Origin of the sequence: Pseudoduganella buxea, assembly GCF_009720835.1 — a bacterium.
Lineage (GTDB): Bacteria > Pseudomonadota > Gammaproteobacteria > Burkholderiales > Burkholderiaceae_D > Rugamonas > Rugamonas buxea.
The window spans coordinates 1-24,803 of record NZ_WNKZ01000087.1; the positions used below are offsets into that span (position 1 = coordinate 1).

24 protein-coding genes and 1 pseudogene are annotated in these 24,803 nt (G+C 65.7%); 11 read left to right on the plus strand and 14 right to left on the minus strand.

The window, feature by feature from the left end; genetic code table 11:
* Positions 1-526: pseudogene (locus GM672_RS28455) on the plus strand (hypothetical protein); the annotation flags it as partial.
* Positions 523-1,170 carry an ATP-binding cassette domain-containing protein gene (locus GM672_RS22405; RefSeq protein WP_170300197.1) on the plus strand — a complete coding sequence of 216 codons (648 nt, stop codon included), beginning with the start codon at positions 523-525 and terminating at the stop codon, positions 1,168-1,170. The pseudogene GM672_RS28455 and the gene GM672_RS22405, both read left to right, overlap by 4 nt.
* An 18-nt stretch (positions 1,171-1,188) precedes the next feature.
* Here the strand turns inward: GM672_RS22405 and GM672_RS22410 are convergent, their stop codons facing one another.
* The 5 genes from GM672_RS22410 to GM672_RS22425 form a co-directional block, all read right to left on the minus strand.
* On the minus strand, positions 1,189-2,193 hold the full coding sequence (locus GM672_RS22410; RefSeq protein WP_155472751.1) for a HEAT repeat domain-containing protein: 1,005 nt from the start codon (positions 2,191-2,193) through the stop codon (positions 1,189-1,191).
* A gap of 18 nt (positions 2,194-2,211) precedes the next feature.
* Complete coding sequence (locus tag GM672_RS22415) at positions 2,212-3,048, minus strand: HEAT repeat domain-containing protein (protein ID WP_155472752.1); 837 nt, start codon at positions 3,046-3,048, stop codon at positions 2,212-2,214.
* Positions 3,049-3,060: 12 nt separating this feature from the next.
* Positions 3,061-3,498, minus strand: a complete 438-nt coding sequence (locus GM672_RS22420) for a hypothetical protein (RefSeq protein ID WP_155472753.1) — start codon at positions 3,496-3,498, stop codon at positions 3,061-3,063.
* Between the two features lie 73 nt (positions 3,499-3,571).
* Positions 3,572-3,700, minus strand: a complete 129-nt coding sequence (locus GM672_RS29590) for a hypothetical protein (RefSeq protein WP_260098581.1) — start codon at positions 3,698-3,700, stop codon at positions 3,572-3,574.
* 159 nt (positions 3,701-3,859) lie between these two features.
* The gene (locus GM672_RS22425) at positions 3,860-4,459 is read right to left on the minus strand and encodes a short chain dehydrogenase (protein WP_155472754.1); all 600 of its coding nucleotides are present in this window, start codon (positions 4,457-4,459) and stop codon (positions 3,860-3,862) included.
* Positions 4,460-4,552: 93 nt separating this feature from the next.
* On the opposite strand from GM672_RS22425, the gene GM672_RS22430 reads away from it, so the two are divergent.
* Positions 4,553-5,437, plus strand: a complete 885-nt coding sequence (locus GM672_RS22430) for a LysR family transcriptional regulator (RefSeq protein ID WP_155472755.1) — start codon at positions 4,553-4,555, stop codon at positions 5,435-5,437.
* 88 nt (positions 5,438-5,525) lie between these two features.
* Here the strand turns inward: GM672_RS22430 and GM672_RS22435 are convergent, their stop codons facing one another.
* Positions 5,526-6,161, minus strand: a complete 636-nt coding sequence (locus GM672_RS22435) for an NAD(P)H-dependent oxidoreductase (protein ID WP_155472756.1) — start codon at positions 6,159-6,161, stop codon at positions 5,526-5,528.
* Positions 6,162-6,259: 98 nt separating this feature from the next.
* Here GM672_RS22435 and GM672_RS22440 point away from each other — a divergent pair, with 98 nt between their 5' ends.
* The gene (locus tag GM672_RS22440) at positions 6,260-7,162 is read left to right on the plus strand and encodes a LysR family transcriptional regulator (RefSeq protein ID WP_155472757.1); all 903 of its coding nucleotides are present in this window, start codon (positions 6,260-6,262) and stop codon (positions 7,160-7,162) included.
* A gap of 94 nt (positions 7,163-7,256) precedes the next feature.
* Here GM672_RS22440 and GM672_RS22445 read toward each other — a convergent pair whose 3' ends face one another.
* From GM672_RS22445 to GM672_RS22455, 3 genes are read right to left on the minus strand one after another with little or no spacing between them, the layout of a single operon-like run.
* The gene (locus GM672_RS22445; protein WP_155472758.1) at positions 7,257-8,708 is read right to left on the minus strand and encodes an efflux transporter outer membrane subunit; all 1,452 of its coding nucleotides are present in this window, start codon (positions 8,706-8,708) and stop codon (positions 7,257-7,259) included.
* Positions 8,709-8,740: 32 nt separating this feature from the next.
* Positions 8,741-10,327 carry a DHA2 family efflux MFS transporter permease subunit gene (locus GM672_RS22450; protein WP_155472759.1) on the minus strand — a complete coding sequence of 529 codons (1,587 nt, stop codon included), beginning with the start codon at positions 10,325-10,327 and terminating at the stop codon, positions 8,741-8,743.
* 15 nt (positions 10,328-10,342) lie between these two features.
* On the minus strand, positions 10,343-11,512 hold the full coding sequence (locus GM672_RS22455; RefSeq protein WP_155472760.1) for an HlyD family secretion protein: 1,170 nt from the start codon (positions 11,510-11,512) through the stop codon (positions 10,343-10,345).
* 147 nt (positions 11,513-11,659) lie between these two features.
* Here GM672_RS22455 and GM672_RS22460 point away from each other — a divergent pair, with 147 nt between their 5' ends.
* Together GM672_RS22460 and GM672_RS22465 are read left to right on the plus strand one after the other, a co-directional pair.
* The gene (locus GM672_RS22460; protein ID WP_229417879.1) at positions 11,660-12,331 is read left to right on the plus strand and encodes a TetR/AcrR family transcriptional regulator; all 672 of its coding nucleotides are present in this window, start codon (positions 11,660-11,662) and stop codon (positions 12,329-12,331) included.
* Positions 12,332-12,449: 118 nt separating this feature from the next.
* Positions 12,450-12,632, plus strand: coding sequence for a hypothetical protein (locus tag GM672_RS22465; protein WP_155472762.1), 183 nt, complete (start codon positions 12,450-12,452; stop codon positions 12,630-12,632).
* Positions 12,633-12,746: 114 nt separating this feature from the next.
* Here GM672_RS22465 and GM672_RS22470 read toward each other — a convergent pair whose 3' ends face one another.
* On the minus strand, positions 12,747-13,715 hold the full coding sequence (locus tag GM672_RS22470; protein ID WP_155472763.1) for an IS1595 family transposase: 969 nt from the start codon (positions 13,713-13,715) through the stop codon (positions 12,747-12,749).
* A 265-nt stretch (positions 13,716-13,980) separates the two neighbouring features.
* Here GM672_RS22470 and GM672_RS22475 point away from each other — a divergent pair, with 265 nt between their 5' ends.
* Together GM672_RS22475 and GM672_RS22480 are read left to right on the plus strand one after the other, a co-directional pair.
* On the plus strand, positions 13,981-15,306 hold the full coding sequence (locus tag GM672_RS22475; RefSeq protein ID WP_155472764.1) for a GH1 family beta-glucosidase: 1,326 nt from the start codon (positions 13,981-13,983) through the stop codon (positions 15,304-15,306).
* 65 nt (positions 15,307-15,371) lie between these two features.
* Positions 15,372-16,712, plus strand: coding sequence for an MFS transporter (locus GM672_RS22480; RefSeq protein WP_155472765.1), 1,341 nt, complete (start codon positions 15,372-15,374; stop codon positions 16,710-16,712).
* A 13-nt stretch (positions 16,713-16,725) separates the two neighbouring features.
* Here the strand turns inward: GM672_RS22480 and GM672_RS22485 are convergent, their stop codons facing one another.
* The 3 genes from GM672_RS22485 to GM672_RS22495 form a co-directional block, all read right to left on the minus strand.
* A complete protein-coding gene (locus GM672_RS22485) occupies positions 16,726-17,034 on the minus strand; it encodes a putative quinol monooxygenase (RefSeq protein WP_155472766.1) in 309 nt (102 codons plus the stop codon).
* A 49-nt stretch (positions 17,035-17,083) separates the two neighbouring features.
* Complete coding sequence (locus GM672_RS22490) at positions 17,084-18,292, minus strand: YbbN family protein (protein ID WP_155472767.1); 1,209 nt, start codon at positions 18,290-18,292, stop codon at positions 17,084-17,086.
* A 188-nt stretch (positions 18,293-18,480) separates the two neighbouring features.
* Positions 18,481-20,931, minus strand: a complete 2,451-nt coding sequence (locus GM672_RS22495; protein ID WP_155472768.1) for a TonB-dependent receptor — start codon at positions 20,929-20,931, stop codon at positions 18,481-18,483.
* 522 nt (positions 20,932-21,453) lie between these two features.
* On the opposite strand from GM672_RS22495, the gene GM672_RS22500 reads away from it, so the two are divergent.
* Positions 21,454-23,040, plus strand: coding sequence for a tryptophan halogenase family protein (locus GM672_RS22500; protein ID WP_155472769.1), 1,587 nt, complete (start codon positions 21,454-21,456; stop codon positions 23,038-23,040).
* A gap of 69 nt (positions 23,041-23,109) precedes the next feature.
* Positions 23,110-24,126: a LacI family DNA-binding transcriptional regulator gene (locus GM672_RS22505; protein WP_229417880.1), complete on the plus strand. Its 1,017-nt coding sequence runs from the start codon at positions 23,110-23,112 to the stop codon at positions 24,124-24,126.
* 10 nt (positions 24,127-24,136) lie between these two features.
* Here GM672_RS22505 and GM672_RS22510 read toward each other — a convergent pair whose 3' ends face one another.
* On the minus strand, positions 24,137-24,445 hold the full coding sequence (locus GM672_RS22510) for a DUF1272 domain-containing protein (protein ID WP_155472771.1): 309 nt from the start codon (positions 24,443-24,445) through the stop codon (positions 24,137-24,139).
* 79 nt (positions 24,446-24,524) lie between these two features.
* On the opposite strand from GM672_RS22510, the gene GM672_RS22515 reads away from it, so the two are divergent.
* Positions 24,525-24,803, plus strand: a 279-nt coding sequence (locus GM672_RS22515; protein ID WP_503826362.1) for a type 1 glutamine amidotransferase family protein, incomplete at its 3' end; no start/stop codon positions are given.

Genomic DNA, 24,803 nt, shown 5'->3' on the forward strand with positions numbered 1-24,803 from the left:
CGGGCGCGGCCACCCGATCCTGCAGCTGGCGCGCATCCAGGCCAGCCTGCTGGTCCACCGGCACGGGCAGGCGGCGCTGGCGCGGCTCTTGCTGGCCGCCGCGCCGCAAGCGGCCTGCTGGTGGCTGGTCGTGCCGCTCGCAAAGCACGCCGAAAGCGCCATCTTCGTGCACCTGGCCTGCGCGCTGACGGCCGCCCTGACTTCCGGCTTTTTCCACACCTTCCACGTGGCGCGCCAGCCGCTGGTGCCCTACCTGCGGAGCATGGCCTTCGCGGCATGGCGGCTGACCCTGGCCGAACACCTGCTGGTGCTGGGCGCCACCGCGACCCTGTACGGCATCGCGCTGGCCTGCCTGGCCGCCGGCCTCGGCAGCGCCGCCGCCGGCGCCGTCATGCTCGGTCCCGCCTTGTACTGGCTGGCCTGGCTGCCCCTGCTCGGTTTGCCCCTGATCCAGCGCCACAAGGATGGCATCCTGGTCAAGTTTGGCTTGCTGATCCTTGCCCTTGTTTTCGCACTGACCCTATGACCACCAATCACCCTGCGGCAACGCCGCTCCTGGCCGTGGACGGCCTGCACATGCGCTTCGGTTCGCAAGTGCTGTTCGACGCGCTGTCGTTTTCCTTCAACAGCGGCGCCGTCGCGCTGGTGGGCGGCAACGGCACCGGCAAATCCACCTTGATCGCCCTGCTGTGCGGCATGACGGCGGCGCAGGCCGGCACGATCCGGGTGGGCGGACACGACCTGGCCGCCCGGCCGCACCGGGCCAAGGCGGAACTGGCCTATGTGCCGGACGAATCGGTTGCCTACGGCTTCATGACAGGGGCGCAGTTCCTGGCCATGGTCGATGCCTTGCGCGGACGCCGCGATGCAGCCGGTGCCGCCGACCTGATCGACGGCTTCGGGCTGGCGCCGCATGCCGGCAAGCGCTTCGATGCCATGTCGCTGGGCACGCGCAAGAAATTCATGCTGGTGGGGGGACTGATGAGCCAGTCCCCGGTGACCTTGATGGACGAGCCGACCAACGGCATCGACGCGGACGCCAAGGGGTTCCTGATCGACCTGATCCGGCAACAGTCGGCCCGGCGGCTGTTCCTGTTTTCCACCCACGACCAGGAACTGATCGGGCAGACCGGCGCCGGGCTGCTCCGCCTGGGGCAGCCCGGCCACTGAGCCCTCGCGAAGCCTGCGTCAGTGCAGGGCTTCGCCGAGACCCTTGCGGGCCAGGGTCGACACTTCCTGCCGGTAGGACAGGCCGAGACCGCCGCGCAGGTGCGCCAGCGCCGACGGCTGCTCCGCCGCGTCCAGCGCCGTGCGCGCATAGGTGCGCACCATCGTGTCGGCATCGTCCGCATGGCCGCACAACACGGTCTCCACCCCGGGCGGCGCCAGCCGCACCATGCTGTCCAGCGCGGCGACACGGGTGCGCCGGTTGCTGTCGCTGGCGGCCAGACGGTGCAGCAGCTCGGCCGTGCGGGCGTTGCCGATATGGCCGGCAAGCTGGATCAGGGTATTGCGCTGGAATACGGCGGCGCTGTACGGCAGCCCGGCGATGCGCCCCGCGTCCACGTCGAAGAAATACTGGTCGCGCGCCTGCAATTGCGGCTCCAGCACCATCAGGTTCAGCGAGATGGACAATTCGGCCGGCGGCAGTTGCAGGTGCACGTCGACGCTGGGACGGTACAGCATGACCTTGCCACGGGGCAGTCCGGTGCGTTCGAGGAAGCGCAGCTCGACAGGCTCGTCGACATAGCCCTGGACCTTGGCGTGATCGTATTCGTAGATATCGGTTTCGTAGCCGGGGCCGTAATAGCCCACTGTCATGAAGTGGAAATTGTGGTCATGGGCGATGTGGTAGGAAAACACCCGCTCCTCCAGCGCGCGCATGGCAGCCTGCTGGGCGATGGGGCACCAGACGTTCCCGCGCACGAAAAACATCTTCTTGTCCGTGCGTTTGCCGCCGATCACGAACGATTGCGGGCTGTACTGCGTGGTGCGCCCGCCCGCCAGGAAGTTCTTCAGGTTCTGGTTGAAGATATCCGCCACCAGGTCGCGGTTGTTGCCCAGGCTTTGCAGGGCCGGGGCCGACGCCGCGATAGCGTCGATGTCGGACACGTCCACCTCGTCCAGCACATATTCCAGGTAGTCTTCGATGCTCATCACCGCATCGTTGGGACACGCAATGCTCAGGGCCATGCTCTGCTCCTCGGGTACTCAGACGTTGACGGGGGTGCCGGTGGTCTCGGCGTGCCGGCGCAGCGTGCGCTCGGCAGCGGCCACGATATGCGGATGCGGGTCGCGCAGCGCCGCCGTCACCGCTTCCAGGCCGCTGTGCAGGTCGATATTGCCGATGGCCTTCACGGCATCCCAGCGCACATGGTGCTGCGCATGGCTCCGGGCCACGCGCCGCAGCAGCGGAATGGCCGCGACGTTCTTCAGCTGGCCCTGGATCTGCACCATCATGGCGATCTCGGACGTGCGTTCGGTGCCGGCGATGGCCTGGACCGCGCGCAGCGTGGCGCGGTCGAAGGCCCATTGCAACGACTCGAACGTCGACGTGTACAGGCGGATCGCCGGCACCGGCTCCGTCACCTTGATGTCGATGACGGTCTTGCAGGCATCCAGCAGGATCACGTCGCCCTGGTGGGCGACCTGTTCCTGCCCGTCGTGCAGGCGGACCGTGTGGTCGAAGACGGCGTTGTCGTAGCCGGGCGGCAGCGCGTAGCGGGTGTAGTGCAGCGGCAGCACCGAGGCCGGTGCGATCATGCCGTTGAACGGCAGCGTATACAGGTGGGCCGGCTCATGTTCGTAGATCGAATAAATCAGCGACCAGCCCGGTTCGGCGTGCACCACCAGGCCATTATCGAGCAGCCGCGGCGAGCGAAAATCCGATTGTTCCAGCGCCAGCTGCAATTCGCGGTTGACGGCTTCGCATACCGCGTCGCCCGCCAGCAGGCGGCGAAAGGCGCTTTCGCACGACCAGAAATCGCCCGGGTCGCGTGAGAATATCCCGTTCAGTTCCGTCTTGAATTCGTCCAATGAGAATGTCATATGTTCTCCGTTTCAGCCATGCGGGGGTGTACCGAAACCGAATTGCGCGATACTGAATGCCACGGCGCTCCAGAACAATATACCCAGCAGCAGCCACTTGATAATACGATCGACCTGTGCTCCCATCACCAGCCCCAGCGCGCCCGATAATGGCGCACCGACCAGCAGGATGCCGATCATGCCGAGTCCGGGCGCACCATAGGCGTGGAATAAACGGGCACTGCGCGATTGCATGACGGCCTCGCGATGGCCGAAGATGCGGTTCACCAGCACGGCTCGCCCTGCGGCGCCCACGAGGCAGATCACGAGGACGCCCACGATGGCGCCCATGGCCGACGCCAGCGCGGTCTCCCACGGCGTCAGGCCGAGCTTGATGCCCAGCGGAATGGCCAGCCACAGCTCGACCGACCCGGTCATGAATACCGACATCAACTTGGAAATATAATTCATGGGATCACCAATATCGGCGGGCTGCCGCGAACGCGGCAGCCCTGTTTCGACCTGCCCTGTCGGCGTGCCGCTCTTATTCAGCGGTGGAAGGCCACAGAACAATCACGACGAATACGGCGCCGCAAGGCAGGCCGCCGACGGAATCGGAAACACCAGCTGGGGCAATCGTGACGTCCAGGTCTTCAACGTGCAGTGCGTTCATGCTTTTCTCCAAATAGTGGGCTGATAAAAATGACTGACCGGTATGGGCAGCTTATTTAATGTCGCTCATTTACTTCCGACATTGGAGAAGAGTATTTCACGCTCGCCACGCCTATAAAACTACCAATACTGATAGCCGTGCACACGGCTTGGCAAATCGTTACCAGACCCGGTAGGTGCGGCCGTTTTCCGCCCCATCGACGCTGCGCGCATAGGCCAGCGCCACGCGGCGCCCTTCGGCCGTTTCAAAGCCGTGGAAATACTCGCCGTACTGGGGCAGCGATTCCGTCAGCAAGGTGGGATCGACCAGGTTGATGCGCACGCCCCGGGTCATTTCGATGGCCGCGCCCCGCACGAAGCCTTCCACGGCCAGGTTGACGGTGCTGGCGTTGACGCCATGGCGGATCGGCTGATGGCCGACGATGCCGCTCGTGAGTGTGATGGAACCGCCATCCTTCAGCGCGTGCTGGGCCGCCAGCGCCACATGCACCTGGCCCATCAGCTTGCTGTCCAGGCCGATGCGGAACTGCTCCGGCGTCATGTCGGCCAAGGTGCCGAAATGCAGGTCGCCCGCCGCGACGACGACGCCGTCGACCGGCCCCGTGCGCTCGAACAATGCCGCCACGCTGCTGCTGTCCTCGATGCGCACCTGGTATTGCCCGCTGTTGCGCCCTGCCGTGACGATGTCGTGCCGCTGGCCCAGCTCTTCGACGACGGCCTTGCCGATGGTGCCGCTGGCACCGATCACGATGATTTTCATGAGTCCTCCTGGTTGGTGAGAGCCCAGTATCGTCCCGAACGCTTGGTCGATAAATGGGCTAGCATGACGGGGATTACTAACTCGGGGTTCGGAATGGACAAGCTCAGGAGCATGGAGATTTTTGTCGCCACGGTGGACGCGGGCAGCTTTGCCGGCGCGGCCGAGCGCTGCGGTATGTCCGCCGTCATGGTAGGCAAGCACATCCGCGCGCTGGAACAATTGCTGGGGGCGTCGCTGCTGACGCGCACGACACGCCGCCATGCGCTGACGGAAATCGGCCGGCAGTATGCGGCGCACTGCCGCCAGATCCTGGCCCAGATCGCGGATGCGGAAAGCGTGGCCGAGAGCATGCGCGCCGCGCCGCGCGGGCTGCTGCGGGTGACGGCGCCCGTGTCGTTCGGTGCCACGTGGCTGAGCCCCGCCGTGACGGACTACCTGGCGCGCTGGCCGGACGTCAGCGTCGACGTGTCGCTGAACGACCGCACGGTGGACCTGGTGGAGGAAGGATTCGACGTTGCCGTGCGGGTCGGGCCGCTGCCCGATTCCTCGCTGGTGGCGCGGCCCTTGCGGCCGTATGGCATGACCGTCTGCGCGGCGCCGGCTTACCTGGAACGGCGCGGCACGCCGCAGACGCCGGCCGACCTGGCGCGGCACGAATGCCTGGAATTCACGGGGTGGGTGCCGGAGGCACGGTGGAAACTGAAGGGCGAAGCGGACGGCCGGCATATCCCGCCCAGCCGCTTCCGGGCCAACAGCACGCAGGCGCTGCGGATGGCGGCGCTGGCCGGCTTCGGCATCGTCATGCAGGCCGAAATGATGCTGCGTCCCGACATCGAAGCGGGCCGCCTGGTACCGCTGCTGCAAGCATTCCTGCCAACGCCCCGGCCGATGCACCTGCTGTACTCGTGCGACCGCCAGGCCACGCCGAAGCTGACCACCTTCGTCGACTTCCTGCTCGAACGCTTCGGTCCCGCCTGAATGCAACATTGCCCGAAAAATGGGGACAGACCCCATTTTTCGGGCAACGTTTCCTTAAAACCAGGGACAGTCCCTGGTTTTAAGGCAATTACGCGACTTCGGTGACAAACTGCTCGCGTGGGCGGCGTACCTTCGGCAGGTCGACCAGCCAGTCCTGCTCGGCCTTGCGGTAGCCCAGCGGCAGCATGACGACGCTGCGCAGGCCACGGGCACGCAGGTCGAGGATTTCGTCGACGGCGGCCGGGTCGAAGCCTTCCATTGGCGTGGAATCCACTTCCTCGAAGGCAGCGGCAATCACCGAGGCGCCGAGGGCGATGTAGGCCTGGCGGGCGGCGTGCTCGAAATTGACCTGGGCGTCGCGTTTCGGGTAGGTGGCCAGCAGTTGCTGGCGGTAGGCTTCCCAGCCTTCGTTCTTGAAGCCGCGTACATCGTTGACGAGGTCGAACATGCCGTTGATGCGCTCGGCCGTGTAGTTGTCCCATGCGGCGAACACGAGCAGGTGCGAGCAATCCGTCACCTGGGCCTGGTTCCACGACACGGGCTGGATGCGGGCGCGCACTTCCGGGTTCGTCACGACCAGCACTTCGAAGGGCTGCAGGCCGCTTGACGTGGGCGCCAGGCGGGCCGCTTCGACGATGCGTTCGATCTTGTCGGCCGGCACGGCGCGTTGGTTGTCCATGGCCTTGGTGGCGTAGCGCCACTGCAGTTTGTCCAGCAATTGCATGTGAATCCTTGTGTTTGATTGAGTGAAGGCATTGTATTTTGCGCGCGCGTGCAAATAAACTACGCGCTTGGCAAATCATTTGTTCTACAGGAGACAAAATGGCCCGACGCTTCGATCACCTTTCCGATGTCGAAGTCCTGCTTAACGTGGTCGAGCATGGCTCCCTGACGGCCGCTGCCGTCGTCTTGGCAACGACGCCGTCGGTCCTGTCGCGTGCCATCGCCCGGCTGGAAAAACGCCTCGGCACGCAACTGCTGCGCCGCACGACGCGCAGCATGGGGCTGACGGAAGCGGGCCGCCAGTATGTCGACCAGGCCAGCGCCGCGTTCGCGCTGATCGACAAGGCCGAGCGCGCCATCCAGGGCAGCGAACAGCAGCTGACGGGGCGGGTGCGCATCAGCGTGCCCACCAGCTACGGCCATGCGCGCCTGCCGCCGATCCTGGCCGGCTTCGCGCGCCAGTACCCGCTGGTGCAGGTGGAAGTGAACATCACCAACCGTAATGTCGACCTGGCCGCCGAGGGCTTCGACCTGGCCATCCGCTCCGGCCCCCTGCCCGACAGCAGCATGGTGGCGCACCGGCTGGAGGATGCCCGCGTCATCCTGTCGGCCTCGCCCGATTACGTGCGCCAGGCCGGCCCGCTCGCCACCTTCGAGGACCTGCAGCGCCAGCGCTGCATCGCCTTCCTGCGCCCCAGCACGGGTCGGGTCTCCCCCTGGCCGCTGCGCAACGGCGATGCTGAAATCGACTGGACGCCGCAGGCCGCGATCACGGTTTCGGAAGACGTCGTGGGCGTCGTCTCGCTGGCCGAGCAGGGATTGGGCATCTGCCTGTGCCCGGAGTTCATGGTCACCCGCAGCATCGCGGCGGGCCGGCTGGTCGAAGTGCTGCCCGCCCTGTCCTGCCGCAACCGGCCCTTCTCCGTCCTGTTCGCCCCGCACCGCGGCCTGTCCACCGCCGCGCGCGCCCTGATCGACACGCTGGTGGCCGCGACTCGCTGAAACCGCTGCCGCACGCCGACATCGGCGAACATCGCTGCGCCAAGCGATGTTGCTCGTGAACCGTATCTGACACCGGTTTACGGGCGACTAGCAGCTAGCGGGCGGCTGTGGCTGGCGGCGTCAGTTGGGCCAGCGCGCCTTCGGGCTGCCAGCCGGCGCCGAGGGCGCGCGCGACGGCGACGGCGGCGAGCAGGCGCTGGGTGCCGATCTGCACGCCGGCGCGGTCCGCCGCCAGGCTGCTGCGCTGGGCGTCCGTCACGTCCAGGTAGGTCGACAGACCGCGCTCGTAGCGGGCCCGCGCCACCAGGTAGGCGCGCTGCGCCGCTTCACGTGACGTGCCCTGCACCTTGCCCTGGCGTGCCTTCTGCTGCACGTCCGACAGCGCATCTTCCACTTCGCGCAGCGCCGTCAGCAGGCGCTCGCGGTGGTTGGCCTGCGCCTCGGCATAGCGGGCCTGGGCCGACGCCAGGTTGGCCTTGTTGCGGCCGCCGTCCAGGATCGGCAGCGACAGCGCCAGGGGCCCCGCGCTGAACTGGCGCGAGCCGCCCTTGACGATGTCGGACAGGCTCTCCGAAGCGAAGCCGAAGTTCCCCGTCAGCGACACGGACGGATAGAAGGCGCCCTCGGCCACGCCCACCTGGGCATTGGCGGCCTTCAGGGTGGCCACGCTGGCGGCCAGGTCGGGGCGCTGGCCCAGCAGGCTGGCCGGCAGGCCGACGGGAATGGCGGGCGGCTGCGGCAGCGTGGCGCTGGCGACGACCGGCAGCACCGGCGTCGACGGCGATGTACCCAGCAGCACGGCCAGGCCGTGTTCCAGCGCATTGCGCTGGCGCTGCACTTCTTCCAGGTCGGCTTCTGCATTGGCCCGTTCGATGCGGGCACGCGACGTATCGAGTTCGTTCGACAGGCCGGCGTCGAAACGGGCCGTCACCAGCTGCTCCGTTTCGCGGCGCGTCGCCAGGGCGTCCTGCAGGATGGCGAATTCCGCGTCCAGGCCGCGCAGCTGCCAGTACGTCGTCGCCACTTGCGACGTCAATACCAGCATGACGCCGTCACGGTCGGCCTGCGCCGCCAGTGCCTGCGCGTCGGCCGCTTCCACGGCGCGGCGCACGCGGCCCAGCAGATCGAGCTCGTACGAGAACGCCGTGCCGACCGAGTAGTTGTTGCCGCTGATGGAGCGGTTGCCCAGCGCGAGACCCTGCGACGTATTGGCCGACGTGCGCGCGTTCGAGATGCCCGTGCTGACGTTGAGCTGCGGCCGCTCGCTGGCGCGCGTGACGCCCAGCTGGGCCTCGGCCTGCAGCAGCCGCTGCGCCGCCGCCTGCACCGTGGGGCTGTCGCGCAGCGCCTGCTGTTCCAGCCGGTCCAGGGTCGCGTCGCCGAACACGCTCCACCAGTTCTGCGGCAGGCGCGCCGCGTCGCTTGTTGGCGCATGGCGGAAGGTAGCGTCGGCGACATTGGCCGGCGCCTGGAAGTCGGTGCCGACGGTGGCGCAGCCGGACAGCAGCGCGGCAGCCGTCGCGACGGCGAGGGTGATTGTTTTCATACCAGTAAACATAGCGATACCTCTTGTATTTTTCAGTGTCCGCCACCGCCGCCGCCCGGCGAGATGACTTTGTCCGACAGCCACAGGATCAGGATGCAGGACAGCAGGATGGCGCCGACGATGAAGAAGCCGTCGTTGTAGGCCATCACGAAGCTTTCGCGCCGCACGATGCCGTCGATCGCCTTCAGCGCCATATTGGCCGCGCCGGCGGGGTCGAAGCCCTGGCCGATGAAGCCCTGCGTCATCTGGTCCAGCCGCTCCTGCGTGGCCAGCGAAAAGCCGGTGATCGACTCGCCCAGGCGCTGCGAGTGGAAGTGCTCGCGCTGCGTCAGCGACGTGGCCAGCAGCGCGATGCCGATCGAGCCGCCCAGGTTGCGCGTCATGTTGAACAGGCTCGAGGCCGACGGCATGTCCTTCGGCGCGATGCCGTTCATGGCGAAGTTCGACAGGGTCAGCATGACGAAGGGCTGGCCCAGCGCGCGCACGACCTGCGACAGCATCAGCTGGTCGTAGCCCGTGCTGGCATCCATGTACGCGTTCATCAGGCAGGAGCCGCCGAACAGCAGCAGGCCGAAGGTGCACAGGATGCGGTTGTCGACCTTGCCGGACAGCTTGGCCACGAACGGCATGATGAACAGCTGCGGCAGGCCGACCCACATGATCACTTCGCCGATCTGCATCGGCGAGTAGCCGGCGATCTGGCCCAGGAACAGGGGCAGCAGGAAGGACGAGCCGTACAGGCCCATGCCCATCACGGCCGACAGCACCGTGGCGACGAGGAAGTTGCGCTGGCCGTACAGGCCCAGGTTGACGAAGGGCTGCTCGCGCGTCGTGCTGGTGATGACCCAGCCCAAGAGGCCCACCATGGCCAGGGTGGCGAAGGTGATGATGAACAGCGAATCGAACCAGTCCTTGCTGTTGCCCTCTTCCAGGAAGATGGTCAGGCAGCCCAGGCCCATGGCCATGAAGCCGATGCCCAGCCAGTCGGCGTTCCACAGCTGGTCCAGCCGCATCTTCTCCTTGTCCAGGCCATAGGCGATACCGGCCATCAGCAGCAAGCCGGGTACCCAGTTGATGTAGAAGATCGACGGCCAGCCGTACAGTTCCGACAGGTAGCCGCCCAGGGTCGGGCCCATGGCCGGCGCCAGGGTAGCGGTCAGGCCGAACAGCGCCATGCCGGTGGCGCGCTTCGACGGCGGCAGCTTCGACATCACCAGGGTCATCGCCATCGGAATGAGCGCGCCGCCCGTGAAGCCCTGGGCCATGCGGAACACGATCATGCTTTCCAGGTTCCACGCGAAGCCGCACAGGGTAGAGAAGACTAGGAACAGCGCGGTGGTGCCCAGCATGTAGCCGCGCAGGCTGAACACGCGCGTCAGCAGGGCCGTCAGCGGAATGACGATGATCTCGGCCACCAGGTAGGCGGTGGAAATCCACGAGCCCTCCTCCTGCGTGGCCGACAGCGAACCGAGGATGTCCTTCAGCGAGGAGTTGGTGATCTGGATGTCGAGGACGGCCATGAAGGCGCCCAGCATGCCGGCGGCCACCGCCACCCACGTGCGCGACGAGACGGCACCCGTGACCTGGCCGTAGGCCGGGAGTGTTTGTGTGGTGCTCATGGCGAGCTCCTTGCCTTAGTGGGCCTGCGCCGTGGCGTGGGCGGCCGTGGCGTGCTGCGCCGGTTCGGCCTTGTCCTCGCCGATTTCAACTTCGGCGATGACGGACATGCCGGGCACCAGGCGGCCGGACAAGGCCTTCATGTCTTCCGGTTTCAGGGTGATCTTGACGGGCACGCGCTGGACGATCTTGGTGAAGTTGCCCGTGGCGTTATCGGCCGGCAGCAGCGCGAACTGGTTGCCCGAGGCGGGCGAGAAGCTGTCGACACGGCCCGTCAGTTCCCGGCCGGGGATGGCGTCGATGGCCACGTGCACGCTCTGGCCCACGCGCATGTCGGCCAGCTGGGTTTCCTTGAAGTTGGCCGTCACCCACACGTCGTCCTGCACCAGCGCCGTCAGCTGCTGGCCCGGCTGCACGCGCTGGCCCACTTCCACGCTGCGCTTGCCGACACGGCCCGACACGGGCGCGACGATGCGGTTGTACGCCAGCTGCTGTTCGGCGTCCTTCAGCTGCACCTTCAGCACGTCGATCTGGGCCTTCAGCACGTCCCGGGCCGAAGCGGCGGCGGCGATCTGCGCCCTGGCGGCCGTGGCGCTGTCCTTGCGGGCGGCGACGTCGGCCACGGCGCTGGCGCGGGTGGCGGTGGCGGCATCGAGTTCGGCCTTCGACACGGCCTTCATCTGGCTGGTGAACAGCTGGCCGTAGCGCTGGGCGTCCTGGTTGGCGCGCACCAGCATGGCCTCGGCCTGCTTGACCTGGGCCTGGGCGGCGCTGGCCTGGGCCTGCACCTGCGCCACCTGCGCATCGGCCTGCACGACCTGGGTCTGGGCGCTGGCGATCTGGGCCTGGATCTGTTCCACCTTGACGCGCTGGTCGAACGGGTCCAGCTCGGCGATGACGTCGCCCGCCTTGACGATCTGGTTATCGTCGATCAGCACCTTCGTGACGATGCCCGAAATGCGCGCCGACACGGGGTGCACGTGGCCGGCGATATAGGCATTTTCCGTTTCGACAAAATGGGCACTGCGGTACCACATGCGGGCACCGGCACCGATGGCGGCCAGCGCGATCAACCCGGCCACGACGAGGACCTTGCGGTTCGGCGGCTTCTTGGCCGACGCCGGGGCGGGCGCGGCAGCACTTGGCGGGATGGCGCTGAGCTTTTGTTCTGGTTGAGGGCTGGACATGAGGTGCTCCGAAAAATGAAATGGGGTAGGTGCATTATTCGACAAAGATTGGCTGAAGTCAAGAAATGAAACGATTGCATTTCATTTCTAGGTGGAATAAAGTACCGCCATCTGATAGCCTCTTCTTTTTCCCCAATGTTGCGAAAAATGCCTGACGAGCCATCGCCGGAACCCATCGAACGCCTCCAGTGCCCAATCACCCGCACGGCAGGCCGGCCCCGCGCCTGCGACGCCGAGGCGCGCATGCAGGAGCTGGTGACGACGGCCGCCAACCTGTTCCTGGAAAAGGGCTACAGCAAGGTCAGCCTGGAACAGATCGCCCGCAAGGCCCATGTGGCCGTGCGCACCATCTACGTGAAGTTCGGCGGCAAGGCGGGCCTGTTCCGGGAAATCCTGAAGTCCGGCCGCGAAAGCTATTTCGCCACGATGGAAAACCTGGAAACGAATGTGCGGCCCATCCGCGAAGTGCTGATCGACTTCGGCATGCGCATGAACCAGCTGATGGCCGCCCCGGCCGCCACCAGCCTGCACCGGATGGTCATCGCCGAGGCCGATACGGACCCGGAATTGGCCGAAGCCTTCTTCGAGGCGGGCCCGCGCCAGACGCGCGAGGCGCTGCGGGTGTTTTTCGCCCGCCCGGACGTGCGCGCCCAGCTGTGCGACATGCCGCCCGAGCAGCTCGCCATTCACCTGCTGAACTGCCTGATGGGCGACCAGTTGAAGCGCTACCTGTTCAAGGCACAGGCCAGCAACCTGGAACAGGACCTGATGCTGGTGGAACAGCGTGTCGACCTGTTCCTGCATGGGGTGATGCGCTAGCAGATTTACTAGGGCGACGCCCTTCTGCTGCTCTGCGGTATGTGCGCTGGCGCACGGAGCGGGTATGATGGGCGAGAGATAATACTTTCCTGAAAACCATAATTTGTAGGGAGGCAGTATGAGCAGGATCGATCGACTCGAATGGAGCCAGAAAGTGGCGTCGCTCAATGAGTGCATTCGCGGGTTCCAGGCCAATCCCAGCAAGGAACAACTGGACCGTGCCATCAGCGAATTGCGCGCGTATGCCGATGCCGCCGAGGGTGGCAACATGGAAATTCCGTCGCGCTTCATTGCCAGCTGAATTCGACAGCCGAATCGTCAGCTGAGCGGCGCAGGCCGCACACACTGCAACCGGGCCATCGCCCGGTTTTTTTACGCGCTGTCACCCGGTCGCAGGGAACTGGCTTCGCAGCAATCAACTTCCTGCCGGGAATAGTGCAGCCCGTAAAAATTGCTGCGGCGTACTCAGGTGCCGACAGTCGAGCCCGTGAATCCAGCCCAGGTAGTGGGACAGGTAGCGGCTGGCCACGCCGTGAAAGCGGATCAGCCAGGTCTTGAAAACGGCGTGGTAGCGGTTCACGTTCTGGACGTGGATTTCCCCCAGCACGCGCTCGCCCTGGCGCAGATTGACGGCCCGGTGCGCGATGCCATGATCTTTCGCAAACTCCCGATACGCTGTCGCCGCATCGGTGGCCAGCAGCACGGCCCTGTCCAGCACGGGCAGCAAATGCTGCTGCAACTGCGCCACCGTGACGGGCCCGCGCCCCGGCACGAAATCGCAAGTGAGTCCTTGCCGGTCGCGCGCGACCAGGATGCAGTCGAGTTCGCCGCTGATGCCGCGCTTTTTAGCGTGGCCGCCGCGCCGCCTGGGAGGCCGTGTCATGTGGCGCGAGCCCTTCTGCGATTCCAGCAAATATGTTTCGTCGGCCTCGACGATGCCGCTCAAGGGCTTGGGCCGATCGTCCTTGGCCATGGCGAGAAAACGGTGGCGCCAGCGAAAGCTCGTGTTGCGGTGAATGCCGGTTGTTTCCGCTGCCGCGCGTACCGTCATCGAACCCAACATGCACTGCAGGAACGGCAACCATTTCTCGCGCAGCCGGATAAAGGCCAGCGGGGTCTTGGTCAGCGCATTGAAGGACTTGCGGCACTGGCGACAGCGGTAGCGCTGCAGGCCGCGCAGGGTGCCATGCCGGTACAGCTTGTCGCCGCGGCAGTGGGGGCAACAGCGCAGGTGCGCGCCACGCTCTTCGATAATCGCCAGGCAGTCGGCCAGCGAGGCACACCCTTCGAACAGTTGTCGCAACCCGTCGCCCTGCTCTCCGGTCAGCCTGGTCAGCCACGCCAGGCACTGCGTCCGTACGGCTTGGTACTCGTCGATTTCCATGCGCGCCTCCGTCTTGGCTGATGCCAACTTACGGTATGACAATGGTCGAGCCAACAAGTTCCTTGCGACCGGGGCACAGCGTCTTTTTTTTATGCGCTGTCACTTGGCCGCGGTAAATTGTCCAGCCGGCATCGCACTCGCAATCGGTCCAGCGCCTTTTTTCGCGCCCCCTCCCCTTTCCACGAAACATTCTCAGCCGCGATTGACACGTCCGGCGCCATGCGGTTTAATGCTCGAACAACTTTGAAAACGATTTCATACACACATGAGCGATCAACTGCACTTCCCGCCGTCCTTCTTCTGGGGCGTTGCCACCAGTTCCTTCCAGATCGAAGGCGCCGCCAGCGCCGACGGCAAGGGTCCGTCGATCTGGGACACGTTCAGTCACACGCCGGGCAAGGTCATTGACGGCAGCAATGGCGACGTTGCCTGCGACCACTACCACCGCTACCCGGAAGACGTGGCGCTGATGGCGAGCCTGCACGTGGATGCCTACCGCTTCTCGATGGCGTGGGCGCGCGTGCAGCCCGCCGGCAAGGGGGCATGGAATGAGGCGGGGTTTGCCTTCTACGAGAAGCTGCTGGACGAACTGGAGAGCAAGAACATCGCCGCCCACGTGACCCTGTACCACTGGGACCTGCCCCAGGCCCTGCAGGACGAAGGCGGCTGGCTCAACCGCGACACGGCGTATCACTTCGCCGCGTATGCCGCCGAAGTGGCGCGTCGTTTTGGCCATCGCTTGAAAACGATTGCAACACACAATGAGCCGTGGTGCACGGCCAACCTGGGCTACGGCAACGGCCAGTTCGCGCCAGGTGTGACGGACCTGAAACAGTCGATCCAGGTGTCGCACCACCTGTTGCTGTCCCATGGCCTGGCCATGAAGGCCATGCGCGCCGTCGGCAGCACGGCCCAGCTGGGCATCGTGCTGAACCAGTGGACTTCCGACCCGGCAACGGACAGCCAGGCCGACCGCGACGCCGCCGACTTCGAATATTCCCGCTCGGTGGAATGGTTCATGGACCCGATCTTCAAGGGCCGCTACCCGGAGCTGGCCCTGCGCGTGCATGGTGCCGATGCGCCCGACGTCAAGGACGGCGACTTCGACATCATCCGCCAACCCATCGACTTCCTCGGCGTGAATTATTACTTCCGCCATTTCGCCAGCACGGACACCCCGCCCCGCAAGCCCGAAGCGGCCCTGGGCACGACGGACATGGGCTGGGAAATCTACCCGCAAGGCCTGACGGAACTGCTCGTCAAGCTCAACGCGGCCTACGACCTGCCGCCCATCTTCATCACGGAAAACGGCATGGCCAACCCGGACCAGGTGGTCGATGGCGCCGTGCCGGACCGCGAACGCATCGACTTCGTGCAGCGCCACCTGGCCGCCCTCTTGGACGCGATGGGCCAGGGCGTCGACGTGCACGGCTACTTCCTGTGGAGCCTGCTGGACAATTTCGAGTGGAATTCCGGCTATGCGAAGCGCTTCGGCATCGTCCACGTCGACTACGAAACGCAGCAGCGCACGCCGAAGGCCAGCGCCCTGTGGTACCGCGAATTCATCGACGCCCAGCGCAAGCAGGCCTGACTTTTGAAGGAGACCCCGCAGCATAGCGGGGCACTACAATGAGCACACCCCAACCAGGAGACACCATGCCCAACGAGGCCACCCTTCCATCCGGCCCCGCCGCAGCCGCGCCGGCCGTCGCCGCCCGGCGCACCAGTCCCCTGCTGTGGGTACCGACAGGCTACTTCACGATGGCCCTGGCCTACGTGATGCTGACGAACGTGACGGCCATCATGTTCAAGAACCTGGGCATGGACAACGGCCGCGCGGCGGAATACGCCAGCTACCTGATCCTGGCCTATACCATCAAGCCGTTGTTCGCGCCCTTCGTGGAGATGTACCGCACCAAGAAGTTCTTCGTGCTGTGGACGCAGGTGGTACTGGCGGCGGGCTTCGGTGCCGTGGCGCTGGCCATGGCGCTGCCCGGCTACATGGTCATCATGGTGGCCCTGTTCATCCTGCTGTCGTTCATCGGAGCCACGCAGGACATCGCGTCGGACGGCGTCTACGTGACGAGCCTGGACAGCCGCTCGCAATCGCTGTATTGCGGCATCCAGAGCCTGTCGTGGAATATCGGCCCCATCGTCGCGTCGGGCGGCCTGGTCTTCCTGTCCGGCTGGCTGCACACGAATACCTTCCACCACGATGCCGGCACCTTCGGACCGGACTGGATCGACAGCTGGCGCGTGATCTTCTTCATCGTCGCCGGCGTCACCCTGGCCATGGCCCTGTGGCACTGGAAGACCATGCCCGATGGCGCCAGGGCGGAAAACGCGCCGGCGTCGGTGGCCGACGCATGGTTCATCCTGAAGGATTCCTTCGTTACCTTCTTCCAGAAACGCGACGTGTGGCTGATGATCGGCTTCGGCTTCCTGTTTCGCCTCAGCATTGGCCTCCTGGAAAAGATCGGCCCCTTCTTCATGGTCGACCCCGTCGCCAAGGGCGGCCTGGGCCTGTCGAACGAAGCGCTGGGGCTGTACTACGGCACCTACGGCCTCGTGGCCGTGCTGGTGGGCTCGCTGCTGGGCGGCATTTTCGTCGCGCGGCGGGGCCTGAAGCCGACCCTGTTTTTGCTGTGCTGCGCCGTGAATATCCCGAACGTGACGTTCCTGCTGATGGCCATGTACCAGCCCACGGACGTCGTCGTCATCAGCGCCGGCGTCGCCATCGAAAAATTCTTCTACGGCTTCGGCTCGGTCGGCTTCATGATCTACCTGATGCAGCAACTGGCGCCCGGCAAATACACCACCACCCACTATGCCTTCGGCACGGGCCTGATGGGCCTGTGCATGATGGTGACGGGCCTCGTCAGCGGCCACCTGCAGGAAATGCTGGGCTATGTGAACTATTTCTGGTTCGTCATGGCGGCAACGATTCCTTCGTTCCTCGTGACGTGGTTCGCGCCCTTCCATCACAAGGAAGGGTGATCCTGGCCGGAGGCTAGTCCCGCTGCCAGGACAGTCCGGTCAACCGGTAATGCCGCATCTCGACGATGTCGTCGATGAAGGGCCGGATCAGCACGAGGAATGGCGGGAAATTCGGCCCGCGGCGAAAGCCGTTCATATGGGCCTCGCTGGAGCCCCACTCGATGCGCAGGATGCATGTCGACGGCTCGTCCTCGCAGACCGTCATCTCGTAGCCGAGGCACTCGGGCGCGGCGCGCAAGTGCTGCGCCGCCGACGTGTAAGCGTCCACCAGGCTGTCGGTGGAATGGTGCTTCAATGCGTAGCGGATGTATTCGACGATCACGATCGCTCTCCCTGGTCTGTTGGCCGTGGCCTGATGCTGCTGCGACGATCTATTTGGCCGCCGCCTCGATCAATTCGATAAGCTCCTTCTTGCCTTCAGGCCCCCAGCCGGAACGCCGGTCGACCACCTTGCCGTTCCGGAGCAGGTAAAAGGCCGGTATGAACGTGCCGTCGACGCCATGCCATTGCGCTGCGCTGTACGGGGCCAGTATCGGCATAGCGGGATGGGCCGCATTCCACCGGGCCATCAACCTCGTCTCCACACCGGCACTCGGCCCCGTGACCAGCACCAGATTCGCCGCGCGCAGGCGGGCCTGGAGCGCGGTATCTTCGGCAACCGCCTGCAAGGCGTTGGCCGAGTTGTGGCAGCCATCGCTGACGACCATCACCAGTTCCGTGCTGGCCGCAGGCAGGGCCAGCCGGGTCAGGGTGTTCCGGCCGGCGTCATATGCGAACGCGCTGCGGCCTTCGAAGGACGGACCCAGCGGATCATCGACCTGCGGGATGGCCGTGCCGCCGAGATGTGGTCGACCGGCGGCAAAGGCGCGCGCCTGGTCGAAGCGGCGCGCGGCCAGCATCGCGGTCAGCAGGCTATCGTCAAGGGTGCGGCGGGTGTCGATACCGCGAGCGCCCAACTTCCGGTGCAATCGCACCAGGTCGTCGAGGGCCGACGAAGCCGGATTGCCTTGCGCTGCCACGGTAGCCGCATCGAACAGGGGCACCAGGTCGCCGAGGGGCTGGGCTCCCAGCGTTGCCGGCTGCAGTCGCGCGCCGAACAGTTGCCGATAGCGCCGCAGCACGGCCGGCGCGCTTGCCTCGCTGGCGGACGGCAAGGCTGCGGCACGCCGCGCCCTGTCTTCGTCGTTGAACTGGCGCAGCGCCAGCAGGTCCTGCTCCATTTGCACAGACGGCGCCGGCAGGCGCAGCGGCGGACCGACCAGCGCCCGGGCCAGCCCCACCACGTAGCTGTCGAGATCGAGGAAGTGCAGGATCGCGGCAAGTTGCGCCTGGTCGAGCTCCCGGATCAGGGGCGCCACACCGAAACCCACCAACTCATGCTCGCGCCAGCGCATCTGCCGGATCAGCTCACGTTTGCCGTAAGGCGTCAGGGCATCGAGCGGTGTCGGTTTGCCGGATTCAAGCGTCGCCTGCAACGTCTGCTGCGGGGGCACGGCGGCCGGCTGGCCCCATGCATGGCCGGCCCATTGCGCGCACAGGCAAAACGCCAGTCCGCTCAGATACCTCGTGTGCGTGCGCATCGTGTCTCCCGAACGACCGTGGCCGGCATCTGGCGCCACGGCAAATCGTGTCCTCGTTACTATCCAGTGTACGGCCCCTGTTGCGTCGCCGGCAAGTAAAAGCCGCGCATGCAAGTCACCCAGGCCCGGCACGAAAAAAAGCCCCGGCTCGGAGGAGCCGGGGCTGGCAGGGACAACCGAAACGAAACTTAGAACGTGTAGCCGGCGTTGAAGCCGATGGTGCGTGGCGGCAGGTACTGGGCTTGCCAGATTTCCTGCGGGTTCTGGGCGCTGGTCTTGATGTCCTTGTCCGTGGCGTTGCGCACGAACAGGTCCACATACCACTTCTTGTCGGCGTCATAGCGCAGGCCCAGGTCCAGCTTCGAATAGGACTTCTGGCGGTCCGGTTCACCCAGGTTGAACACCGACAGCCAGCTGGACGATTCCCAGTGGGCCGACAGGCGTGGCGTCAAGGTACCGGCCGGCAGCTGGAACACGTGCTGGTACATCAGCTGCGTGCTCCACTTCGGCGAGTGCGGCATCGTGTTGCCCGTCACATCCAGGCAGTTCGTGATGCCTACGATCGGGCACGGCGGCAAGGTGTAGTCGTTGCTGCCGCCGATCAGCTGGCCCAGCTCGGCATGCGTGTAGGTGCCGGTGAACTGCAGGCGGTCGGCCTTGGTCAGCTTGGCCGCGATTTCCGTCTCGAAGCCATACACCTTGGCGCCTTCGGCGTTGTAGGTCGACAGGCTGCGGCTGCCATCCGGATTCGTCACGGGCGCACTGAACTGGAAGCCCTTGAACTTCTCGTAGTACAGGGCGTTGTTCATGCGGATCATGCCGTTCAGGAAGGTGCTCTTGCTGCCCACCTCGTAGTTCGTCAGCGTCTCCTGGCCATATGGCTTGCCGCCGTCCTGCAGGCCGCCGGACTTGTAGCCGGTCGACACGCTGGCGTACAGCATCGACGTCGGCGTGATGTCGTAGCTGGCGCGGGCCAGCCACGTTGCCTTGCTGCCCGAGAACGAACCGCTGTTGTACGAATCGACCTTGTAGCCGGAACCGGGCGCGAACGGATTGACACTGGGGTTCAGCGGGATCTGCGGCACGGAGGCGTCGCCGATCCAGCCGCTGCCGGTGCCGCCGATGTTCTTGCGCTTGTCGTCCGTGTAGCGGGCGCCCGCCGTCAGGTGCAGCTTGTCGTCGACATTCCACGTGGTCTGTCCGAACACGGCCTTCGATTCCACCGTCTGCTTGGGCTGGATGAACGAGCCCTGCCAGTTGACGGTGCCCTGCTGGGTGCCGTTCATGATGGGAATGTCGAAGCGGATGGCATTGTTCTCGTGGCCGTAGTACAGGCCCAGCAGCCAGTCCACGGTTTTCTTGCCCGTCGACTGCAGCTCCACTTCGTGGCTGTAGTTCTTGTATTTCGAGAAGACGGTGTTGTTGGCCTGCTGCTTGCCGCCCGTCGTGAAGCTGGTCGGTGGCAGCACGCCGCCGTCCTGGTCGTAGGTGGACGAGCCGTTGAACGAGGACCAGCCGGCGATATAGGCCAGGGCCATGTCGGGGTTGATGGCCCAGTCCACGCGGCTGCGCACGGAATTCGAATCGCGCTTGACGGAAGGCGCCGTGTCGATCAGCGCGGACCAGCGGTCCTGGCCGGGACGGGGGTTCTGCATCAGGTTCATGCCCGGCGTGCCGCGGTCCTGGTAGCGCTCGTAGGCCACGTTCCAGTGCAGCGCCGGCGTGATTTCATACAGCAGCGACAGGCGCAGCGCCGTCTGGTCCTGGGCGTTGTACTTCTTGCCGCCCTGGACGAACAGGCCCGTGTTGATCGGCTGGAAGGCGATCGGGTTGTTCGGGTTGGCGGCATTCCACGCGGCGATGACGGGCGCGGCGGCGGCCTGCTGCTGGGCCAGCGGAATATTCGGCGGGGCCTGGTAGTCGACGTAGCCGTCATGCTGCTCGTGCACGAAGGCGATGCGCATGGCCGCCTTGTCCGACAGCGGGATGTTGACGGCGCCACGGCCGCCGATGCGGCTGTAGTCGCCCATGCCCGCTTCCACGTAACCGGACGAGCTGCCCAGGGTCGGCTTGGCCGTCTGCATATTGACGGCGCCGACGGTGGAATTGCGCCCCCACAGCGTGCCTTGCGGGCCGCGCAGCACCTCGATGCCTTCCAGGTCGAACAGCAGGGTCGTCGCGCCTTCGGGACGGGGCGAGTAGATGCCGTCGACAAAGATGGCCACTTCCGGGTCGGCATATTCCGTCTTCGCGCTGTCGTTGCCGATGCCGCGCATCGTCATCGTGATGACGCCGTGGTCGCCCTGGCTGGTGGCCGAGAAGCCCGGCACCAGGTTGACGACGTCCTGGATGGTCTGCACATGGTTGTCGTCCAGCGCCGCGGCGCTGATGGCGGTGACGGCAACGGGCGTGCGCTGCAGCGACGTGCTGCGCTTGGTGGCCGTCACGTACACTTCGGGAATGACGGTCGAGCTCGCTTCAGCGGCCTTCTGCGCCTGCTGCTGCTCTTTCGGTGCTTCCGGCGTCGCATTGACACCGGTGGTCTGCGCATAAGCGCTGTTCAGGCCGGCGAGCAAGGTCAGCACGGCAAGCTGAATCGGCGAACCCAGCTTGCGGATTCGTGGGGATGGGGTGGTCATAAGTCTCCTTGGTGCAGCACTACGGCGGTGCTAACATATTGTTTGAAAACGATTTCTTGTAAATGAAATCGTTTTCAAATAAACTGAAAACGATTTCCTGCTTGTTGAAACCGTTTTCATACTAGCCAAGTTGGAATGTTGATGTCAATTTAAAAATGCTGCATAAGTACTTTGTTTTGCTGGACCGTGTGGGCGGGCTGCAACAGATCCGGCATGGATACCCGTCGCCCGCCCGAGTCCGTGTCGACATCGGGGCCGGGCACGAAAGTTCACCCCACCTTGTCCACTTTGGGGTCAGACCCCGACATTGTCCACTTTGGGGTCAGACCCCGACATGGACACGAGCTGGGCTATGCAGCGGGTGCGGGTGGCGACATTCGGGTCAGGCACGAAAGTCGACATGGGCGCGGCTGTGGCAAGGCGAGCAACGGCTGAGTCCGTGTCCATGTCGGGGTCTGACCCCAGGGTGGACACGAGCTGGGCAGTAGATGGTTGGACGAACATATTCTTGAGAGGGACTGTATGGCAGCAATCCGCACTATTCTCGTCGTCGGCGGTGGCACGGCCGGCTGGCTGGCCGCCGGCTTCCTGGCCAAGACTTTGGGCACGCAAGGCGGCGGGGTCGCCATCACCCTGGTGGAGTCGAAGGAGATCGGCATCATCGGCGTCGGCGAAGGAACTTTCCCGTCGATCCGCGGCACCTTGTCCGTGCTGGGCATCGACGAGGGCCGCTTCATCCGCGAGTGCAATGCCACGTTCAAGCAGGGGGTGCGCTTCAACCACTGGGTGCGCCCGCCCGGCGCGCGCGGCGCCGACCATTATTTTCATCCGTTCAGCCAGCCCAGCCAGCGCCCCGGCGGACCGGAACTGCTGCCCTACTGGCTGCTGGGCGCGGCCGGCGACGGCGTGCCCTTCGCCGCCGCGGCGACGATGCAGAAGCACGTGGCGGACATGGGCCACGCGCCCAAGCGCACCGGCGACGCGGATTTCCACGGCCCCCTGAACTATGCCTACCACTTCGACGCCACCGCTTTCGCCAGGCTGCTGGCCAGCCATGCGCAGACCCTGGGCGTGCGCCGCATCGAGGCCACCGTCGATCAGGTCAAGCTGGGCGCGGGCGGCGCAATCGCCTCGGTCGTCACGCGCGAGGCGGGCGAACTGACCGCCGACCTGTTCATCGACTGCACCGGCTTTGCCGCCCGCCTGATCGGCGGCGCCCTCGGTTCGCCGTTCAGGAACATCAACGACACGCTGTTCGTCGACCGTGCGCTGGCGATGCAGGTGCCGTACGACCGGCCCGACGCGCCGATCCCGTCGTACACCATCTCCACCGCCCACGAGGCCGGGTGGACGTGGGACATCGGCCTGCACGAGCGCCGCGGCATCGGCTACGTCTACTCCAGCCGCCACACCAACGACGACCGCGCCGACCAGCTGCTGCGCCAGTACATCGGCCCGGCCAGCGACGGCCGCGAGCCGCGCCTGCTCAAGCTCAACGTGGGCTACCGCGAAACCCAGTGGGTGAAAAATTGCGTGGCCATCGGCCTGTCCGGCGGTTTCCTGGAGCCGCTCGAATCGTCCGGCATCGGCCTGATCGAGGCGGCCACCTACCTGGTCTCCTACCTGTTCCCGCACGACGGCAACCTGGCGCCGGCCGCGAAGCTGTTCAACGCGCAGATGAAGGCACGCTATGAGCGCATCGTCGATTTCGTCAAGCTGCACTACTGCCTGACGCAGCGCACCGACAGCAGCTTCTGGACCGACAATGCCGACCCGTCGTCGATACCGGAATCGCTGCGCGAACAGCTGGCCATGTGGCGCACGCGCGCGCCGCACCGGCTCGACTTCGTTACGGACATCGAGATGTATCCGCCGTCGAGCTGGCAGTACGTGCTGTACGGGATGGAGTTCCCCACCCGGATGCTGGCCCATCCCTCGACCTTGCCCGATGCCACCGCCGCCCGGCGCGAGTTCCAGACGATCGCCCAGCTGTCGCACCACGCGCTGGCCGACCTGCCCACGCACCGGGCGCTGGTCGAGCACTACCGCCGGCAGGGAAAGCCGACGTTCGCACCGTCCGGCTCGCAGTGGCTGCGGCAACGGGCCTAGCATATGCTACCCTTCGACGTATCGGGGCCGATGCCATCGCCGGCCCACTCCCACACCATGCAGAAGAACTTGAGCTCAGACGACCACTCCAATCCGACCACCCTGCTCGACGTGGCCCGCGCGGCCGGCGTGTCGGCCAGTACCGTGTCGCGCATCATGAACGGCACCGCCCGCGTGGCCGACGACAAACGCAAGGCCGTGCTGGCCGCCATCGAGAAGATGCACTTCGCGCCGAACCAGATGGCGCGCAGCCTGAAGAAAGGCAGCACGATGACGATCGGGATCGTCGTGCAGGACATCAGCTCCCCCTTCTTCGACGAGACCTTGCGCGGCGTCGACGATGCCCTGAAGGGCACCGGCTACACCAGCGTCATCGTCAGCGGCCACTGGAACGCGGACGAGGAATCGGACCGCATCCGGCTGCTGCTGGCGCGCAAGGTGGACGGCATCATCCTGCTGACGGGCCGCATCTCCGATGAGACGGTGCTGAAGTTCGCCAACCAGCGCCCCATCGTGGCCACGGGCCGCGCGCTGCGCACGTCGAACGCCATCGGCTTCAAGGTGGACAACGAACACGGCGCCTACCTGGCAACGCGCCACCTGCTCGACCTGGGCCACCGCCGCATCGTCTTCATCAAGGGGCCGGACAGCAGCAGCGATGCCAACGAGCGCCTGGCCGGCTACCACCGCGCGATGGCCGAGGCCGACGTTCCGGTCGACCCGCAACTGGTGGTGCAAGGCGACTTCCATGAGCCGAGCGGCCAGGCCGCCATCACGGCCCTGCTGGAGCGTGACGTGCCGTTCACGGCCGTCTTCGCGGCCAACGACCTGTCGGCCTACGGTGCCCGCCTGGCCCTGTACCGCAAGGACCGGCACGTGCCGGACGACGTGTCGCTGGTGGGCTTCGACGATCTGCCCGGTTCGTCGTACACGGCGCCGCCGATGACGACGGTGCGCCAGCCCCTGTACGACCTGGGCAAGGCCGCCACCAACGCGCTGCTGTCGCTGATGGGGCGCGAAGCCTTCGACGAGGGCGTCGCGCCGGTCGAGCTGATCGTGCGCGAGACAACCCGCGCCGTCGAATGACGCGTGTGCATCAACGGTCCTGCGGCGCGATCGCCCTGATCGGCGCCGCAAAGGCCGCATGCGCGGCCGGATCGACGGGCCGGTGCTTCACTTCCGTGCGGGCCGGATCGCGGCCCAGGTAATTGTCGCCCTTCCAGTTGCGTGCCGGCCGCACGGGCCGCGGCACGAAGCCGCCGCCGCAATTCGGGCATACATTTTCCAGCACTCCTTCCACGCAGGCGGCGCAGAACGTGCATTCGTAGGAGCAGATGCGCGCCTCCGGCGCGTGCGGCGGCAGGGCCTTGTTGCAGTGTTCGCAGGTCGGTCGCAGTTCCAGCATGGCTTTTCCTTTCATCGTCGGGGCAATTGTAGGCCGGCGGCGTTTGACAGCCGTGACAGTCATGGTGGAATATCTGCCAATGTCCCCCTCCCGCGCATCTCCCCCTTTCGACATCTGGCTACTGGTCTTTCCCGGCTTCCTGCTGCTCGACGCCGCCGGCCCGATCCAGGTCTTCGCCAGCGCCAACGACGAGGCACGCGACGCCGGCCTGCCGCCACCCTACCGCATCCACCTGGTCGCCGACGGCGGCGGCGCGATAACGTCATCGGCCGGCGTGGCCATGCTCGCCGCGCCTCTGCCGCGTCGGGGCATCCCCGGCGGCACCCTGATCGTGGCCGGTGGCGGCGGCGCCGACCTG

Excerpts from the sequence above, each read along its gene's own strand:
- GM672_RS22465 (WP_155472762.1), top strand. The coding sequence starts at position 12,450 with ATGAGCAGGATCGATCGACTCGAATGGAGCCAGAAAGTGGCGTCGCTC.
- GM672_RS22420 (WP_155472753.1), bottom strand. The coding sequence starts at position 3,498 with ATGAATTATATTTCCAAGTTGATGTCGGTATTCATGACCGGGTCGGTC.
- GM672_RS22510 (WP_155472771.1), bottom strand. The coding sequence starts at position 24,445 with ATGCTGGAACTGCGACCGACCTGCGAACACTGCAACAAGGCCCTGCCG.
- GM672_RS29590 (WP_260098581.1), bottom strand. The coding sequence starts at position 3,700 with ATGAACGCACTGCACGTTGAAGACCTGGACGTCACGATTGCCCCAGCT.
- GM672_RS22470 (WP_155472763.1), bottom strand. The coding sequence starts at position 13,715 with ATGGAAATCGACGAGTACCAAGCCGTACGGACGCAGTGCCTGGCGTGG.
- GM672_RS22435 (WP_155472756.1), bottom strand. The coding sequence starts at position 6,161 with ATGCAATTGCTGGACAAACTGCAGTGGCGCTACGCCACCAAGGCCATG.
- GM672_RS22410 (WP_155472751.1), bottom strand. The coding sequence starts at position 2,193 with ATGGCCCTGAGCATTGCGTGTCCCAACGATGCGGTGATGAGCATCGAA.
- GM672_RS22425 (WP_155472754.1), bottom strand. The coding sequence starts at position 4,459 with ATGAAAATCATCGTGATCGGTGCCAGCGGCACCATCGGCAAGGCCGTC.
- GM672_RS22480 (WP_155472765.1), top strand. The coding sequence starts at position 15,372 with ATGCCCAACGAGGCCACCCTTCCATCCGGCCCCGCCGCAGCCGCGCCG.
- GM672_RS22460 (WP_229417879.1), top strand. The coding sequence starts at position 11,660 with ATGCCTGACGAGCCATCGCCGGAACCCATCGAACGCCTCCAGTGCCCA.
- GM672_RS22475 (WP_155472764.1), top strand. The coding sequence starts at position 13,981 with ATGAGCGATCAACTGCACTTCCCGCCGTCCTTCTTCTGGGGCGTTGCC.
- GM672_RS22450 (WP_155472759.1), bottom strand. The coding sequence starts at position 10,327 with ATGAGCACCACACAAACACTCCCGGCCTACGGCCAGGTCACGGGTGCC.
- GM672_RS22500 (WP_155472769.1), top strand. The coding sequence starts at position 21,454 with ATGGCAGCAATCCGCACTATTCTCGTCGTCGGCGGTGGCACGGCCGGC.
- GM672_RS22490 (WP_155472767.1), bottom strand. The coding sequence starts at position 18,292 with ATGCGCACGCACACGAGGTATCTGAGCGGACTGGCGTTTTGCCTGTGC.
- GM672_RS22405 (WP_170300197.1), top strand. The coding sequence starts at position 523 with ATGACCACCAATCACCCTGCGGCAACGCCGCTCCTGGCCGTGGACGGC.
- GM672_RS22495 (WP_155472768.1), bottom strand. The coding sequence starts at position 20,931 with ATGACCACCCCATCCCCACGAATCCGCAAGCTGGGTTCGCCGATTCAG.
- GM672_RS22445 (WP_155472758.1), bottom strand. The coding sequence starts at position 8,708 with ATGAAAACAATCACCCTCGCCGTCGCGACGGCTGCCGCGCTGCTGTCC.
- GM672_RS22440 (WP_155472757.1), top strand. The coding sequence starts at position 6,260 with ATGGCCCGACGCTTCGATCACCTTTCCGATGTCGAAGTCCTGCTTAAC.
- GM672_RS22415 (WP_155472752.1), bottom strand. The coding sequence starts at position 3,048 with ATGACATTCTCATTGGACGAATTCAAGACGGAACTGAACGGGATATTC.
- GM672_RS22430 (WP_155472755.1), top strand. The coding sequence starts at position 4,553 with ATGGACAAGCTCAGGAGCATGGAGATTTTTGTCGCCACGGTGGACGCG.
- GM672_RS22455 (WP_155472760.1), bottom strand. The coding sequence starts at position 11,512 with ATGTCCAGCCCTCAACCAGAACAAAAGCTCAGCGCCATCCCGCCAAGT.